Here is a 15565-nt window from a genome sequence, read left to right on the forward strand (position 1 = left end):
GGTCCACGCGCGAACCGGCGGACGTCTACGGCCGGCGGGCCAGCCCCAGCTCGCCGGCCCGCAGCCCGGCCTGGAAACGGGAGCCCGCCTCCAGCTCGGCCATCAGCTCGGCCACGCGCCGACGATAGGTACGCAGTGAGACCCCCAGCCGCTTGGCCGACGCTTCGTCGGTGAGCCCCGAGGCGAGCGCGTCGAGGATCGCGCGGCCCTCGGCATCGAGGTGCGGGACGTCGCCGCGCAGATAAGTGTCGAGATCGACGGCGCTGTCCCAGACCGCCCGGAACATCGAGTGGACGCCCTCGACCAGGGTCTCCGACGTCGTCACGGTGTACTCGCGGCCGGTGGGGGAGGCGGGGGTCTCCCGGCCGGCGAGGATCATCACCCGCCGGTCGATGAGGATCGTCTCGTGCGGCAGCCGCGAGCCGCTGATCCGTACGAGAGCGCCCTGGCTCCGTACCTCCCGCAGATGCGCCCTGGCCTCCTCGTCGGCGAGCGCGACCGGGCTGAGCAGCTTGCGGATCGTGAGGCGACCACGGGAACCCGTGGCGCGCATCCGCTTCGCGATCCCCGCCCGCGCCTCCGGCAGCGACCAGGTCCCGAGGTCCCGTGCGGCGCACACGAACTCGGTCCGCGCGGATTCGAAGAGATGACCGGCACGCGCGACGAGCTCGGCGTCGCCCTGTACTGAAAACACTTGTTCGTTCCGCATTCCACCAGTCTGGCAGCAAGCTGCCACGAGCTCGCCGGGCCTCATGGCCACGGGCACGATGAAGCCATGACGATCAAGACTTTCTCCCTGGGCGGAGATCTGACCATCAACCGGCTCGGCTTCGGTGCGATGCGCCTGGCGAGGGGCACTTTCGAGGGCCCGGTACGAGACCCCGCTACCGGCGTCGCGGTCCTCCGGCGGGCCGTTGAGCTGGGCGTGAACCACATCGACACGGCCGGCTTCTACGGCGGCCGGGACGTGTGGGCCAACGACATGATCCGTACGGCACTGACGCCGTACGCGGCCGACCTGGTGATCGCGACGAAGGTCGGCCCGCTGCTCGGGCCGAGCGGTATGCCGACCGGGCAGGCGACGCCCGACCAGCTGCGCGCCCTGGTCGAGGGGGATCTGCGGGCTCTCGGTCTCGACCGGCTCGACCTGGTCTATCTGCGGGTGGGCGCGGCGCACGGACCGGGTGGCGAGTCGATCGCCGAACGCTTCGCGGTGCTGGCCGAGCTCCGTGAGGAGGGGCTGATCCGGCATCTGGGCGTCAGCAACGTCGATGCCGCCCAGTTCGCGGAGGCCCGCGCTGTCGCGCCCGTCACGGCGGTGCAGAACGAGTACCTCGACGATCTGGCGCTGCTCGGTGAGTGCGAGGCGGCGGGGATCGCGTATGTGCCCTACTTCCCGCTCGGCGGCGGCCACAATCCGCTCGACACCACGCGCCTCGACAAGGTCGCCGCCCGCCTCGGCGCGACCACGCCGCAGGTCGCGCTCGCCGCCCTGCTGGCGGTCTCGCCGACGGTGCTGGCGATCCCGGGGACGGGCTCCGTCGACCATCTGGAGGAGAACCTCGGGGCGGACGATCTCTCTCTCGGCGCGGAGGATCTGGCCGAGCTGCGGGGCTGACGGCGGGGCTCCGTCCACGGCGTCCGCCCGGGGCGTGACGGGTCGGGGGCCGACGGGCGCCGCCCCCCGACGCGTGTCGAGGGGCGGCGTGTCGCGGGGCGGTCACCGAGACCGTTACGTCGGGATGGGTTTGATCTTGCTGCAGTTCTTCCAGTCCACCCACGGGCGGGCGCCGCCGCTCTTGGGGCCGGTGGCGTACGTGGGGTTCCCGGTGATCGTCTGCGACTTCTCCTCGTGGGTGATGTCGATCCCGAAGAGCTTGAACCCCAGGGTGAACTGTCCGGCGGAGATGCCGAATCCGATGCCGAGCGAGGCGTTCCACCAGTCGGTGTTGGCGTTGTAGTCGAGCCTGCTGAGCTTCGCCTTGTCGTGCAGGAGCCGTTCGAGCGGGCTCGCGTCGGGACCGGGCACCTCGGCCGAGTCCGTGGGCGAGGGAAGCGGGTTCTTCGCCGGGTCGCCGTTTCCGCGCAGCCAGTCCTCGACGGTGGTGCTGTCGGCGTCGTTGTCGAGGATGAGTTCGGACGTCTCGGTGTGGATCCGCGAGTTGGTGGTTCCACCGCCGCCGCCGACATCGATGGTCACGGGGCCGGCGTTGGCGCCCGCTTCGACCTTGACGCCGCCGCCCTCCCCGGCCTCCTGGCTGGTGGTGACGACCAGCTTCTCGGGTCGGTGGGACTTGCCGTCCTTCTCCTCCTGGTCGTACGTCGCCGCGTCGTAGGTGACAGCGACCTGCTGCATCCGCTCGCCGACGGCGATCCCGCCGACGCCGGCCGCCCCCTTGACGCTGAAGGTGTAGACGAAGGTGATCTTTCCGGCGTTCGGTCCGCTGTGCGCCCGCATGACGACGACGTCCTCGGTCATCGTGCCGTTGGCCAGCTCGCCGGATATCTTGCCGAGATCCTTGGAGTCCTTGCCGCCCTTTCCGTTGCTCTTGAACTTTCCGCCGAAGTTCGCGTTGCCGGAGGCCTCGACGGAGGTCTTGGTGATGTCGACGTCCGGGGCCTTCTCCGGTTCGAGATCGGGCTTCTTCTTGTCCGCGTGGTAGCCGCAGATCATGCCCAGTTCGGCGGAACGGGCGCCGGCGGGCCTGCTGTTGCACTCGTCCTGGGCCTTGAGGTATTCGGTGAACTGCTTGGCGTCCTCAAGGTTGAGCTCCAGGTCCTTCTGCGTGTCACCCGTCTTGTTCCCGGAGAAGAGCCACTGTCCGCCGCTGCCGCTGCCCGCGAGGTAGGTGCCGCTCAGCTTGGCGCTGCCGCCCCAGTCCTCAAGACCCTTGATGCCCGCGGAGATGCTGGCCGTGACGCCGCCGCCGGTCTCGGTGATCCGCTCCAGGGTGACGGTTCCGTCGGACCACTGCTGGAGCTTGACCTGCTCGGAGCTGCTGATCTTGATGAAGAAGATCTGCACGACGACGGTGGTCTTCGTCTGGTCCTGGGCCAGCAGACACCTCGTGGGCTCGAACGGGTCGCCGTTCGGGACGAATTCGTCCCCGCCGCCGCCCTCCCCGCCGCCACCTTCCCCGCCGCCGCCCTCTCCGCCGTCCGCGAAGTCGCCGGTGGCGCAGGCGTCGGCACCGCTGAGCGGGTGGATGACCCGGCACACCGCGCTCTTCAGCCCGGTCCCGGTGTCGGCGGGCACACTCAGCCCGACGATCGCGGCGACGACCGCGGCCACGACCCCGAACATCGCGGCGTACTCGGCCCCGCTCTGCCCTCTGTCCCGGTGCCGCGGATCTCGCCATCCGCGTTCATGCCGATGCGACTGCCACCACTGGAACCTACGGCCCTTCTTCATCTGTTCTCCCACCTCACGCTGTCGTCGCCGCCCCCGAGCGCGAGCAGCGTAAGGACAGGTCAGGGCCCATACGGCAGGGTCCATGGACCCACTTGGGGGTCATGCCCGGCCGATCCGGAAGGTGTTCATCTCCTGGTTGAGCGGCAACACCACTGAGGACGCCCGGAGTTCCTCGATCGGGCATTCGGCGGCCACGGTCGCCGTCGCCGGGACGCCATTCGCGGTTCGGTCGCGCGTCGTTCGTGCCGGGGGTCGGTTCTCCTGCGCAAGAAGGCCAGTTGGACCAATTGGGGGCCCAACGGGGGCCCGCGGGCCGGGCCTCGCGCGTACCGGCGGGCCGGCCTCGCGCCGACGTGCCGTTGGCAGTCGTCAGGCTGTGCTGAGGGCTCGCCACCGTGCGCGGGGGCAGGATGGCCCGGCCGCCGATCCGTAGCTCCGGCGGTGTTCCCGTAGAAGCACATGACTCTGCCCCGACCGCCGGTCGTTCGGGCGGTCGGGGCAGAGGTGGGGGGTCGCGGTGGTCCGGAAACGAGAGAGGGGCAGGGTCGTCACCATCCTGGCCGGGGATGGTGCCGCGCCTGCCCTGTCTCGCTTACTCCGTGGGGGGTTTGCTTATGATCAGCCGCCCAGGATCTCGGCGACCTTGTCGGACAGGCCGCCGGCGATCTCGTCCGCGACACCGGAGCCGACGATCGCGGCGATGATCAGGGCCACCAGGACGATGACACCCACGTACTCGACCGCGCCCTGACCCTTGTCGCCGCGGCGCTTCATGGCGGCGACGGCGGTGTTCGCCCAGGTGCCGACGTAGAGCTTGGCGTTGGTGGCGGCCTTCAGCGTGACGTTCGACATGTGATTTCCCCTTGTGTGTCGGCCGGCCGTCTTCCGGCCGACTCGTACGAGTCTTTGGTGTCTCCCGCGTTTCCGGCTTCCTCCTGGCCGGTCTCGCTGGCGACATGAGAAACATACGGCGGCACCGGGAGACCCGGCATGGGCCCCAAGGCCCAACCCCAGGCCCAACGCGCGACGTGGGCCCGTCGGCCCCACCGGTCGAACGCGGGCGCCTCACCGAAGCCCCGGAACGTCCCTGAGTTGTCTGCGGGACGTGATGCCGAGCTTGCGGTCAGCAACAGCCTTGCCTCTTCGGGCAGATCACGCGGTCGCGCCTGGAATCCTCGCTCGATCCGGGTGCTCATCCAGCGTCACATGGCTCTTCGTGGCGAGCGGCGCCCGTGCGTCGGTGTCGTTCAGCCCGTCGACGGCCAAGCCCGGCAGCTCGGCCTCCACCTCCGACCCCGACGCCTGAATGACCAGGCACCCGGGTGCCGTCCGCCGGGCATGGTCCAGGAGCGTGCTCTTGCCGATGCCCGCCTCACCGCGCAGGACCAGCGCCCCGCCCCGGCCGGCCCGCGCGGCGGCGGTCAGCTCGTCGATCCGCCCGATCTCCTCCTGCCTGCCGTACAGGTGACCAGGAGAGTGAACTGATGTCCGCATGCCGCGTACGTTAGGCGAGCCGGCGCGGCGACTCTCCGTCGCTCAGGTGCGCGAGCGTCGTGATGATGCGATCGGCGATGTCGTCCGGCCACGGAAAGGCCTGCGAGACCGCGCGCTGGTGGGCGAGTCCGTGCAGGCCCAGCCAGAGCGCCACCGTGTCGCTCGGTACGTCGGTGCTGGTGGCCTGCCCCGCGGCGACGCAGTCGCCGAAGAGGCCGACGAGCAGCTGCATGGTTTCCGAGCCGAGCGCGGCCAGATCGCCGTGGGTCAGGGAACTGTCCCCGAGAGTCGGCAGCCAGAGACCACCGAACATGGTGCGGTAGCGCTCCGGATGGAGGCGGGCGAAATCGAGGTAGGCGGTGCAGGCGGCGTAGAGCCGTTCGCGGGGATCGTCGCCGGCCGCTTCCACGGCGGCACGCAGATTCCTCTCCAGCTCGGCGAACTCCCCCCGCACGACGGCCAGCATGATGGCCGGCTGGTCGGGGAAGTGCGGGTAGATCGACGGGGCGGCGATACCGACCCGGCGGGCGACCGACCGCAGCGTGATCGCGCGTTCGTCGCCGGACTCGTCGAGCAGTTCCACGGCGGCGGCGACGATGTCCTCGCGCAGGCGCCCGCCCTCGCCGCGACGGTTGCGGGCCCGGGTCGGTTTCGGCGCGGCCGACTCCTCCGCTGGTGTCTTCTTCACCCTGTCACCTTACACCGCGAAGTTTATCGACGGATTCTGTTGCGGGTTCGACTTAACGCTTGTAGTGTTACGACCGTAAGCAAACGAGCGAAGCCCTAGGGAGTCCGTCATGACCGGCACCGTTACCACCCACGTCACCGAGATCGTCCTGCCCGGCAAGGTCGAGCCGAGCGGTCTGAAGGTCCACAACCGGGAGCTGCCGCCGCCCGCCGCCGGTCAGGTCGTCCTGCGGATGGACGCGACCGGCGTCTCCTTCGCCGAGCAGCAGATGCGCCGCGGCAAGTACTACGACCAGCCGGCCTTCCCCTTCGTACCCGGCTACGACGTGGTCGGCACGGTCACGGCGACCGGCCCCGGCGTCGACACCGCCCTGACCGGACGCCGCTTCGCCGCCGTCACCAAGATCGGCGCGTGGGCCAGCCACCTGCTGCTCGACGCCGCGGACCTGCTGCCCGTCCCCGACGACGTGGACGCGGCGGCCGCCGAGACGGTGGTCGTCAACGGGATCACCGCCTGGCAGATGCTGCACCGGGTGGCCAAGGTCCGCTCCGGCGGGACGATCGTGGTGCTGGGCGCCAACGGCGGCGTCGGCTCCACACTCGTACAGCTGGCCCGGCACGCCGGCATCACCGTGATCGGTACGGCGTCGGCCCGCCACCACGAGGCGGTACGCGAGCTGGGAGCCATCCCGGTCGACTACCGCGACCCCGACCTGTACGGCCGGATCGCCGAGCTCGCCCCGGCGGGTGTGGACGCGGTGTTCGACCACGTCGGCGGCGCCGGGCTGGCGCGGTCGTGGCGGCTGCTGCGCAAGGGCGGAACGCTGGTCTCGTACGGCACCGCGGCGACGAAGGACGACGAGGGCAACTCGCAGCTGCCGGTGCTGAAAGCCTTCGCACGGCTCTTCGCCTGGAACTACCTGCCCAACGGCAAGAGCGCGCACTTCTACAACTTCTGGGCCGGCCTGCGTCGCCCGGAGACCTTCCGCCGCCGGCTGCGCGAGGACCTCACCCAGGTGCTGCGGCTGGTCTCGGAGGGCGTCCTCACTCCGCAGATCGCCGCGCGGATCCCGTTGAGCGACGTCGCGTCGGCGCTGTCGCTGGCCGAGTCCCACACCGTCGCGGGCAAGGTCATCCTCATCCCGGACGCGTGACGCCATCGGCACCACCGGCGCGGACGCACCGCCCGCCCGCGGTGCTCCGCGCTCACGGAACCGCCGGGGGCAGGGCGGCAACCTGCGTACGGACATCCTGGCCGCCGCGACCGACCTGCTCGATCGCGGCAACCAACGGGCCGTCACACTACGGGCCGTGGCCCGGCGGGCCGGGATCACCGCCCCCTCGATCTACCCGCACTTCCGCGACCGGTCGGCCATCGTGCTCGCGGTCGTCCGCGAAGCCTTCGTCGAACTGAACGCCCGGCTCCGGTCCGCCGTGGACGACGCCGGCGCCGATGCCGAGCAGCGTTTGTACGCCGCCTGCCTCGCCCATCTCGACTACGCCGCCGACCACCCCGAGCGCTACCGCACGATGTTCGGTGAACTCCCGGCCGGCCACGGCGCCGCCTCTCTCGGCGCGGGAACGCTACGGATCCTCGCCGACACCCTCGCCGAGTGCGTCACCGCCGGTCGCTCCACCAGCACCGACCCCCACGCCGACGCGCTCGCGCTCTGGCTCGGCCTGCACGGACTCGCCCACCAACGCGCCATCGCCCACGCCTTTCCGTGGCCCGCCGATCTCGTACGGCCCTTCGTGGCCTCGCTGTCACGCCTGGCCCCGCCGGGAGGCAGGGCCCTTCCGTAAACACCCCGCCCCCCGACCCGACTCCGGAGGTTTCCACCATGTCCATAGCCACCCCCGTCGCCCCGTTCACGCCCAAGTCCGCGGACAACGCGCCCCGTACCGGCGAGGTCGACAACCGTGCGACCTACGTCAGCTTCGGACTCGCCTACGTACTCGGCCACGGCGCCGCGGCGCTCTCCCGTGGCAGCGCCCCCCTGCTCGACCTGCCCGGCTGGCTGCCCATGACACTCCTCGGCGTCGGGCTCGCGGCCGGCACCGTCAACGCGACCCTCGCCGCCGCCCGCGCCCAACGCGACGCCACCGGGCCCGACATCCTCTCCGGCAAAATGCTCGGCGCGTCCTGGGTGGTCGCGTTCGCCGCGCTGTTCCTCGCCATCACCGGCCTGACGAACAGCCTCGGCATGCCCGACCTGCAGTCCATCCTCTGGCCCACCGGCTCCGGCCTCGTCGTCGGCCTGCTCTACCTCGCCGAGGGCGCCGTACGCCGCAACATGCTCCACTACACCCTCGGCGCCTGGCTCGCCCTGACCTCCACAGCGGCGCTCTTCCTCGGCACGCCCGGCCTCTACTGGGTCCTCACCCTCGCGGGCGGTGGCGCCTACGCGGTCGCGGCGGTCCTGGAAGACCGTCGGCTCACCGCCCGCGCCGCCTTCGAGGGCGGGCCGAAGGTGACAACGGGGTGAACACTCCCCGACCAGGCAAGCGCCGAGACCACTACCGCGGTATTGGCGAGCGCCACGCAAGCGGCCTGACGGCAGTGGCCAGTTGAGGGTTCACCTGGATGGATCCGGCCCCTCGGCCGAGAACCGTACCGCTGTCGATGATCTTCCGCGGCTGTTCATCCGGGCGCCGTTCCCCTCTCGCCCGCGGGTGGGACGATCCTGCCCTCCCACTGTCCCGCAACGGAGAAACAATGCCCCCGAAGAGAACCTGCGCCGCGCTCGTAGCCGTAGCGGTCGCCGCCGGCATGCTGGCCGGGACGGGCGCGGCGAGCGCACACCAGGATTCGCGGCCGCCGGTCGCCTTCGACCGCACCGCCACCTACCCGGTCTTCCAGAACCGGCCGGCCGGCGAAGACCCCGCCTCCCCGACCGTCGCCGAGATCTCGGCGACCAGCGAGGACGGCCGGACCCTGGTCCACACCGACGCCCTGGCCCGGCGGATCGGCTTCCTCGACATCAGCGATGCCGACCGACCACGGGGCCTCGGCACGCTGTCGCTGGCCGAACTCGGCAACGCCGAGGACGAGCCGACCTCGGTGGCCGTCGTCGGCGAGTACGTCCTGGTCGTGGTCAACACCAGCGCCGACTACACCGACCCGTCCGGCCGCCTCGACGTCATCTCCCTGCGCGACCGCCGACGGGTCGCGAGCCACGACCTCGGCGGCCAGCCCGACTCCATCGCGATCAGCAAGGACAAGCGGTACGCCGCCATCGCGATCGAGAACGAGCGCGACGAGGAGGCGACCCCGCCCGGAGGCGAGGAGGGCGACCTGCCCCAGCTCCCGGCCGGCTTCGTGCGGATAGTCGACCTCAAGGGCGCCGCGCCCACGCAGTGGCGTACCCGTGCCGTGCCGCTGACCCGGCCCGACGGCAAGGCGCTGCCCGCCCTGGTCGCCGCCGGGATCACCGAACCGACCGACCCGGAGCCGGAGTACGTCTCCATCAACAGCCGCGATCAGCTGGTGGTGACCCTCCAGGAGAACAACGGCGTCGTCATGCTGGACCTGCCGACGGGCAGGATCACCAAGGCGTTCAGCGCCGGTACGGCCTCGGTCGACGGCATCGACACCGTCGAGGACGGCGAGACCGACCTGACCGGCTCGATCACCGACGTACCGCGCGAGCCCGACTCGGTCGGCTGGATCGACGACCGCTACCTCGCCACCGCCAACGAGGGTGACTGGCGCGGCGGCACCCGGGGCTGGTCCATCTTCGACAGCCGTACCGGCAAGGTCGTCTGGGACGCGGGCAACAGCTTCGAGGCCATCGCCGCGCGTTACGGACTCCACAACGAGTCCCGTGCCGAGAAGAAGGGCACCGAGCCGGAGGGCCTGGCGATCGCCGAGTTCGACGGGGTGCGCTACGCGTTCGTCGGCTCGGAGCGGAGCAACTTCGTCGCGGTGTACGACCTGAGCCGGCCCACGGCCCCGGTCTTCCGCCAGGTCCTGGCCACGACCAACGGCCCCGAGGGCCTGCTGCCGATCCCGTCGCGCGACATGCTCGCGGTCTCCAGCGAGGAGGACGACGCCTCGGTCAACGTACGGTCCTCGGTGAGCCTCTTCCGCCTCGGCCGGCACACCCCCTCCTTCCCGAGCATCGTCTCGGCCGAGGACTCCAGCGGCGCGCCGATCGGCTGGGGCGCGCTCGGCGCGCTCTCCGCCGTCCCCGGCACATCGCACCAGCTCTACAGCGTCACCGACGCGGCGTACTCCACCACCAAGATCCTCACCATCGACGCGGCGCGCCAACCGGCGGTCATCACCCGGTCGTTGACCGTCAAGGGAACCGACGGACGGCCGACCGGTTACGACGTGGAGGGCATCCACGCCCGCAAGCAGGGCGGCTTCTGGCTCGCGGTCGAGGGCGCGACCGGCGCGGGCAACAAGCTGGTCCGCCTCGACAACGCGGGGAACACCCGCCAGGTCGTCCCCCTTCCGGCGGACATCGCGTCGGGCCTCGCGGGACAGGGCTTCGAGGGCGTCACGGCGACCACCGACCGCCGCGGCCACGAAGTGGTCTGGGCCACGCTCCAGCGCGAGCTCAAGACGGACCCGGCCGGCACCGTCCGCCTCGGCCGGTACGACGTCGAGTCCGGCACCTGGAGCTGGTACGGCTACCAGATCGGCAGCACCACCACCCCGGGCGACTGGATCGGCCTCTCCGAGATCACCGTGGTCGGCGACAGACTCGCGGTCATCGAACGGGACAAGCTGAACGGCCCGTCCGCCAGGATCAAGCGTGTCTACACGGTCGACCTGCCGAAGTCCCCGGCCCCCTCGGGCCCGCTCCGCGTCCTCCCGAAGAAGCTGGCCCACGACGTCCTGCCCGACCTGCGCGAGACGAACGGCTGGACCCAGGAAAAGCTGGAGGGCCTGACCGTGGCGGGCAACGGCGAGGTCTACGCGGTGACGGACAACGACGGCCTGGACAACGCGACGGGCGAGACAGCCTTCATGCACCTCGGCTCCAGCCGCAAGATCTTCGGCCGCGACTGATCCCGTCTCATGGCCGTCGGCACACCGCCGACGGCCGTGAGCGGAACCGGCTGACGTCGCGGGCGTGAAGATACGGCGCAACGTCCGCGCGGTTCTGCTTGACGACGACCACTTGGTATTCCTGCGCCGGGGGTGGCCGGGTGGCCACTCCTACTACGAAACCGTGGGCGGAGGCGTCGAAGCCGACGACGCGAACCTCGAAGCGGCCCTGCGCCGCGAGGTCATGGAGGAAGTCGGGGCCACGATCGGCCCTGCCACCGAGTTCCTGACCGTTACAGAGCCTGGCGAAAGAGTCACTGTCGTGCGCCACTTCTTCCGCGCCGACGTGCTGACCATGGATCCGGGCCGCCGCGACGGCCCCGAACTCGACGACCCCGACCTGGGGGACTTTTCACCGGTCCGAGTCCCACTGAACGTGTTGGCGCTGGCAGCGCTCGGACTCCAGCCGATCGAACTCGCCCATTACCTGCGCGATCACGTCAACTCGTGGGGAGCCTGAGGGACGTCATTCGAACGACTCCTTGAGCCGGCCGCGCCGAGGCGGCCCCCGCTAACCTCCCGCGTCCCCGAATGAAATGACATGGATCACAAAAGTGACCTGTGTGGCGAAAGCAACTATCCCTTTATGTGGCGATTGTCCGGCGTGTGAGGGCCCTTTGCCGCGCTTGGCGCCCCCCTAACGTGCTTCCGCCAACGGCGTTTTCGGCCATACGATCCCGACGAAGCCCTGCGTGATGCCACCGCAGGGATTGCCTCAACACTCTTTCGAACCAGCTCCGCCCAACCAGCTGTGCACAGCTCGCTTGCTCGCCCGGCTTGCTCAAACCGCGTTACCCAGGTCGCATTTCAACCCGCATTTCGGACCCGTGAAGGACTCCGTTGAAGATTCGCCGCATGCTCGCCACGGCCGTTGTCGCCGCCGTCACCACCCCCGTCATCCTGCTCTCCGTCACGCCCGCGCTCGCCGACGTCAAGTCGTCCGTGGCGTCGGGGACCCAGCAGCGAGGCACGCAGGACAAGCCCTCCATCGAGGAACTTGAGAAGGCCGCCGAGAAGGCGCGGAAGGCGTACGAGGCCGCCGAAGCCGCGCACCAGGCCGCGCGAGTGGTCCTTGAGGCGGCCCTGTCCGACGACGCGCCCCTGGCGGTCGCCGCGAAGGCCGCGAAGAAGGAAGCGGCCGAAGCCGCCACCGCCAAGGAGAACGCCGACAAGGCTCTCGCCGACGCCAAGGCCGCACTCGCCGCGCTGCCCGAGACCGCCACCGCCGAGGAGAAGGCGGCCGCGGAGAAGGCCGTGACCGACGCCGAGACCGCCGCCGTCTCCGCGGCGGGCGCCAAGACCGCCGCCGACTCCAAGGCCACGGCGGCCGGCACGGCCCGTGACGACGCCCGCGTGGCCGCCGCACGCGAGTACGACAAGGTCCAGAACGCCCTGAAGGAGGCCCTCAAGGAGAAGGAGGCCGCCGACAAGGCTCTCGCCGACGCCAAGGACGAGGCGGGGGAGCCGGACGAGCCGAGCTGTGTCCCCGAGGGCAAGCTCACCACGGTCGTCAAGGGCCTGCCGTCCAAGCTGGTCGCGGGCGCCACGACCGACTTCTCGGTGCGCGTGACCAACGGCACGAAGAAGTCGATGGACAAGGTCTCCCCGAGCGTCAACTTCCACGCGACGGACAAGGGCGGCTACAACGTCATCGACGACGCCTTCCACCTGCAGTGGTCGACCGCCGCGTCCCCGGCCTGGAAGAACGTGGGAGAGGACCACAAGGCCGGGACCATCAGTCCCCTGAAGGCCGGCGCCCACACCGATGTGAAGCTGCGCCTGAAGATCGACGCCAAGGCCCCGGCCGGGTACGGTCTCGCCTTCGTCTCCGGCGACTACGTCAACTGGGACGAGTCCTGCGGCGGCAACTTCTCCACCGAGTACGCCTTCGATCTCCTCCCCTCGGGCAGCGCGGTGGATGACGAGGTCGACGACGCCAAGCCCGGCGAGACGACACCGCCCACCCCGGACAACAAGCCCCAGGGCGGTACGTCCACCACACCGGAGAACTCCGGCGACGACGACGGCTCCCTCGCCAGCACGGGCTCCTCCTCGGCCCTCCCGCAGGTCGCAGCCGCGGCCGGTGGCGCGCTGGCCCTGGGCGCGGCCGCACTCTTCACGGTCCGCCGCCGCCGGTCCAACTCGGCTGTCTGACACGGCTTCGAACCGACCGCACGGTGAGACAGGGCGTCCCCTTCCCAGGGGGCGCCCTTTCCGGCTGCGCGGGGTCCGCAAGACAACGAAGCCGCGCTCACGTGAGGGCGAAGTTGCGGGGTAGCGGAACGCTGCGCAAGGTGGACGGGACGCGCACGAGCGGAAGGACGACCCTCATGGCTTCCCGTGACGACTTGCCGACGCCCGCGCAGGGCCTGGTGCTGACCCACTTCCTGACCGTGCGGGACGTCGTGGCCTCACGGCGCTTCTACGCCGATGTGTTCGGCGGCGAGGTGGTCTTGGAGGAGAACCCCTGCATCGTGAAGATCGCCAACGGCTGGATCATCATGAACCCCGGCGGCGGCCCCACACCCGACAAGCCCGACGTCATCCTCAGGGCCCCCGAGCCCGGTGACCCCGTGTCCTCCTTTCTCAACGTGCGGGTGGCCGACATCGCGGCCTTCTACGAGCAGGCGGTCGCCCAGGGCGCGCAGTTCCTCACCGAGCCCCTCGACCGCAAGGCCGAACTCCGCTGCTACCTCAAGGATCCGGACGGCTACCTGATCGAAGTCGGTCAGGCCACCGGCCTCCTGGAAGGCGTCTTCGCGGATCGCACCGACCCGCAGGCGAGCAAAGGGTGAATTAACCGCCCACTTAACCGCCCACTTAACCGCTCACTTTCCTGCCGAAATAAGCGCCGAATCGGGTACTGCCGGAAGAATTCATTCGGAGCGTTGAGCGGTGCTGTCGTGGGCGTGAAGTCATGCGGAACGGGAACTGGCCCGCTCTTTTTCGTGGTAGAGTCTTTATGAATTCACAGGACGCCACGAGAAAAAGGGGAATGGCGTGAACACCGAGAAGGTTACGGCTCGACGTCTTACGGCCGGGGAGGTCTCAGAGTTGGGCGTCCAGGACGGTATCTTCGTCTCGGCAGAGATGGATGGCCTTCCTCTCGACTGCTACGCCCCGGCATTCCTTTCGGAGCCGGGTAAGAATTCCGAGGGAGGGTCCTTCGCCGTCAGGACAGTATTCGGTGAGGAAATCCACATTCTCCCGGACAACGCCGAAGAGCGCGGGATCTGGGCCGCCGACAAGGCAGGGGAGGAAATCGAGGTCCTCCAGAGCGCCGGCGTCGTCCTGAACCTCGCCCTCTTCGTGCCGGGCGGGAACAAGGACGCTCTGGAGGCGCTCTACTCCGCCGCGCGCGACGCGTTCGGCGCGGGGATCGTTCAGCGCTGGAGCGAGGAGGTCGCCGCGGTGCCGGACGTCAAGGTCGACCTGTTCGAGGAGCCGGTCCGGGGGCGGAAGAGCGCCAGCCAGAACCGCGACCGCCGCGCCCTGGACATCTACCCGACCCGAGTGCGGTTCCTGGAGCCGAGCGAAGGCTGGAAGTTCATTGTCGAACCGCACAAGGAAGTCGTCGATGAAACACCCACGATCTGATCTGGTTGCGGCCTAGAGGCCACGAGGGCGGCATCAACGCCTCTCCCGGTGGCGAATTCAAAAGGGCATAGCGACCTGCTGGTCAAAAGGAAACGCTCGGCCGGGATGTCCCGGCCGAGCGTTTTCGCGTGAGCGCGTGAGCGCATACAGGCCATGGTGCTCCGAGGCCCGCGGTTTGCCGAATATGCGACCGCCCCATTTGTGCGAGGGCGCCATTCGCTGAGCGTGCGCATTAACGAGACGCCGCCGCACATCGGAATGACGAAGCCCCGGACCACCGGCCCGGGGCTTTCACATTGAGCTCCCCGTTCCCTGCGTCAGCCCTTCTGGGCCCGGTCGTACACCTTCTTCGCCGGGGCCCCCAGCACCTCTCCGTACATCTTGGTCGGTGTCAGGGAGTCCAGCGAGGCGTTGACCGAGACCAGGACGCCCTTGCCGGTGGTGGCGTCGAAGTCGGCCAGCCACGGGCCGCCGCTGGAGCCGCCGGTCAGGTCGCAGGGGATGGCCTGCATGCCGATCTCCTTCTTCGCCGTACCGACGCAGCGGAGGAGTTCCCCGCCGAGCTGCGGGCGGGTGGCGGAGTAGCCGAGGGCGGAGATGGTGCCGCCCACCGCGCGGTTGAAGGCGATGGCCTGGCCGCCCACGACGTCGGTGAGTTCGCGGCCGTTCTTGTCGGCATCGACGACCAGCGCGGACACGTCGTTCGTGGAGTCGTACACCCAGGTGCGCGGGGTGGCGGCGGTACGGACCGCGAACGCGCCGTAAGGCTTCTTGCCCTTGCTGTAGCCAGGGACGAACACCATCGTGGTGTTGGTGTTGCCGGGGGAGGAGCCCCGGCGCACACAGTGCGCGGCCGTCATCACGGCGGAGCGGTTGGTGCTCTTGACGGCGGTGGCCGTGCACCAGGTGTCGGCGCCGTTCGCGTTGACGAAGAAGAGCCGCCCCACGGTCTTGAGGGCGGTGCCCCGATACGGCTTCGCTTTCGGTCCGGTCGGACCGAGGTCCACGGACTTCCCGACGGCCTTCATCCGCGCGGTCGTCCAGTAGGCGAGGGCCTCCCGGCGTTCCTTGGCGCTGTACGTCATGACGGAGACCGGGTCGGTCGCGGCGGCTCCGGCCTGGCCGGCCACGGCCGTCCCCGTGAGCGGGGCGGCGAGGGCGAGGACCGTACCGGCCGCCGCGAGTCCCAAGACCCGGCCACGAAGACGCCGGATCAAGGAAGTTGATGTCTCGGACATGGCTGATGTCTCCTCGGCTGATGCGGACGGCGGACCGGGTCGGTCGAGCCGCACTGCAAGAGAGGGGAACCAGCCTGC

At 69.9% G+C, this 15565-nt stretch carries 15 protein-coding genes; 9 read left to right on the forward strand and 6 right to left on the reverse strand.

Annotated elements, in window-relative coordinates:
* Nucleotides 1-25: 25 nt before the first annotated feature.
* A complete protein-coding gene (locus tag ACIBBB_RS28910) occupies nucleotides 26-709 on the reverse strand; it encodes a DNA-binding response regulator (protein ID WP_398987057.1) in 684 nt (227 codons plus the stop codon).
* A gap of 66 nt (nucleotides 710-775) precedes the next feature.
* Between ACIBBB_RS28910 and ACIBBB_RS28915 the strand changes: the two genes are divergently transcribed.
* The gene (locus ACIBBB_RS28915; protein ID WP_398987059.1) at nucleotides 776-1618 is read left to right on the forward strand and encodes an oxidoreductase; all 843 of its coding nucleotides are present in this window, start codon (nucleotides 776-778) and stop codon (nucleotides 1616-1618) included.
* 114 nt (nucleotides 1619-1732) lie between these two features.
* Here the strand turns inward: ACIBBB_RS28915 and ACIBBB_RS28920 are convergent, their stop codons facing one another.
* The 4 genes from ACIBBB_RS28920 to ACIBBB_RS28935 form a co-directional block, all read right to left on the reverse strand.
* On the reverse strand, nucleotides 1733-3292 hold the full coding sequence (locus ACIBBB_RS28920; RefSeq protein ID WP_398987061.1) for a hypothetical protein: 1560 nt from the start codon (nucleotides 3290-3292) through the stop codon (nucleotides 1733-1735).
* Nucleotides 3293-4030: 738 nt separating this feature from the next.
* Nucleotides 4031-4264: a hypothetical protein gene (locus ACIBBB_RS28925; protein WP_398987063.1), complete on the reverse strand. Its 234-nt coding sequence runs from the start codon at nucleotides 4262-4264 to the stop codon at nucleotides 4031-4033.
* A gap of 300 nt (nucleotides 4265-4564) precedes the next feature.
* On the reverse strand, nucleotides 4565-4906 hold the full coding sequence (locus tag ACIBBB_RS28930; RefSeq protein ID WP_398987065.1) for an ATP-binding protein: 342 nt from the start codon (nucleotides 4904-4906) through the stop codon (nucleotides 4565-4567).
* A gap of 10 nt (nucleotides 4907-4916) precedes the next feature.
* Nucleotides 4917-5594: a TetR/AcrR family transcriptional regulator gene (locus tag ACIBBB_RS28935; RefSeq protein WP_398987067.1), complete on the reverse strand. Its 678-nt coding sequence runs from the start codon at nucleotides 5592-5594 to the stop codon at nucleotides 4917-4919.
* Nucleotides 5595-5703: 109 nt separating this feature from the next.
* On the opposite strand from ACIBBB_RS28935, the gene ACIBBB_RS28940 reads away from it, so the two are divergent.
* From ACIBBB_RS28940 to ACIBBB_RS28975, 8 genes are all read left to right on the forward strand, one after another.
* Complete coding sequence (locus ACIBBB_RS28940) at nucleotides 5704-6747, forward strand: medium chain dehydrogenase/reductase family protein (protein WP_398987069.1); 1044 nt, start codon at nucleotides 5704-5706, stop codon at nucleotides 6745-6747.
* A 97-nt stretch (nucleotides 6748-6844) separates the two neighbouring features.
* Nucleotides 6845-7396 carry a TetR/AcrR family transcriptional regulator gene (locus tag ACIBBB_RS28945; protein ID WP_398987199.1) on the forward strand — a complete coding sequence of 184 codons (552 nt, stop codon included), beginning with the start codon at nucleotides 6845-6847 and terminating at the stop codon, nucleotides 7394-7396.
* A 38-nt stretch (nucleotides 7397-7434) separates the two neighbouring features.
* Nucleotides 7435-8079, forward strand: coding sequence for an ABC transporter permease (locus ACIBBB_RS28950; protein WP_398987071.1), 645 nt, complete (start codon nucleotides 7435-7437; stop codon nucleotides 8077-8079).
* A gap of 230 nt (nucleotides 8080-8309) precedes the next feature.
* Nucleotides 8310-10613 carry an esterase-like activity of phytase family protein gene (locus tag ACIBBB_RS28955; protein ID WP_398987073.1) on the forward strand — a complete coding sequence of 768 codons (2304 nt, stop codon included), beginning with the start codon at nucleotides 8310-8312 and terminating at the stop codon, nucleotides 10611-10613.
* 64 nt (nucleotides 10614-10677) lie between these two features.
* Nucleotides 10678-11112, forward strand: coding sequence for an NUDIX domain-containing protein (locus tag ACIBBB_RS28960; protein WP_398987076.1), 435 nt, complete (start codon nucleotides 10678-10680; stop codon nucleotides 11110-11112).
* A gap of 395 nt (nucleotides 11113-11507) precedes the next feature.
* On the forward strand, nucleotides 11508-12806 hold the full coding sequence (locus tag ACIBBB_RS28965) for a peptidase (protein WP_398987078.1): 1299 nt from the start codon (nucleotides 11508-11510) through the stop codon (nucleotides 12804-12806).
* Between the two features lie 176 nt (nucleotides 12807-12982).
* The gene (locus ACIBBB_RS28970; RefSeq protein ID WP_398987080.1) at nucleotides 12983-13447 is read left to right on the forward strand and encodes a VOC family protein; all 465 of its coding nucleotides are present in this window, start codon (nucleotides 12983-12985) and stop codon (nucleotides 13445-13447) included.
* Between the two features lie 205 nt (nucleotides 13448-13652).
* Complete coding sequence (locus tag ACIBBB_RS28975; protein WP_398987081.1) at nucleotides 13653-14249, forward strand: hypothetical protein; 597 nt, start codon at nucleotides 13653-13655, stop codon at nucleotides 14247-14249.
* A gap of 317 nt (nucleotides 14250-14566) precedes the next feature.
* Here ACIBBB_RS28975 and ACIBBB_RS28980 read toward each other — a convergent pair whose 3' ends face one another.
* Nucleotides 14567-15487, reverse strand: coding sequence for a trypsin-like serine peptidase (locus tag ACIBBB_RS28980; RefSeq protein WP_398987083.1), 921 nt, complete (start codon nucleotides 15485-15487; stop codon nucleotides 14567-14569).
* Nucleotides 15488-15565: the final 78 nt, after the last annotated feature.

The organism is Streptomyces sp. NPDC051217 (assembly GCF_044455465.1).
In the GTDB taxonomy this organism is placed as follows: domain Bacteria; phylum Actinomycetota; class Actinomycetes; order Streptomycetales; family Streptomycetaceae; genus Streptomyces.

Coding starts and splice junctions, on each gene's coding strand:
- ACIBBB_RS28950 (WP_398987071.1), top strand. CDS start 7,435: ATGTCCATAGCCACCCCCGTCGCCCCGTTCACGCCCAAGTCCGCGGAC.
- ACIBBB_RS28965 (WP_398987078.1), top strand. CDS start 11,508: ATGCTCGCCACGGCCGTTGTCGCCGCCGTCACCACCCCCGTCATCCTG.
- ACIBBB_RS28910 (WP_398987057.1), bottom strand. CDS start 709: ATGCGGAACGAACAAGTGTTTTCAGTACAGGGCGACGCCGAGCTCGTC.
- ACIBBB_RS28970 (WP_398987080.1), top strand. CDS start 12,983: ATGGCTTCCCGTGACGACTTGCCGACGCCCGCGCAGGGCCTGGTGCTG.
- ACIBBB_RS28955 (WP_398987073.1), top strand. CDS start 8,310: ATGCCCCCGAAGAGAACCTGCGCCGCGCTCGTAGCCGTAGCGGTCGCC.
- ACIBBB_RS28930 (WP_398987065.1), bottom strand. CDS start 4,906: ATGCGGACATCAGTTCACTCTCCTGGTCACCTGTACGGCAGGCAGGAG.
- ACIBBB_RS28980 (WP_398987083.1), bottom strand. CDS start 15,487: ATGTCCGAGACATCAACTTCCTTGATCCGGCGTCTTCGTGGCCGGGTC.
- ACIBBB_RS28915 (WP_398987059.1), top strand. CDS start 776: ATGACGATCAAGACTTTCTCCCTGGGCGGAGATCTGACCATCAACCGG.
- ACIBBB_RS28940 (WP_398987069.1), top strand. CDS start 5,704: ATGACCGGCACCGTTACCACCCACGTCACCGAGATCGTCCTGCCCGGC.
- ACIBBB_RS28925 (WP_398987063.1), bottom strand. CDS start 4,264: ATGTCGAACGTCACGCTGAAGGCCGCCACCAACGCCAAGCTCTACGTC.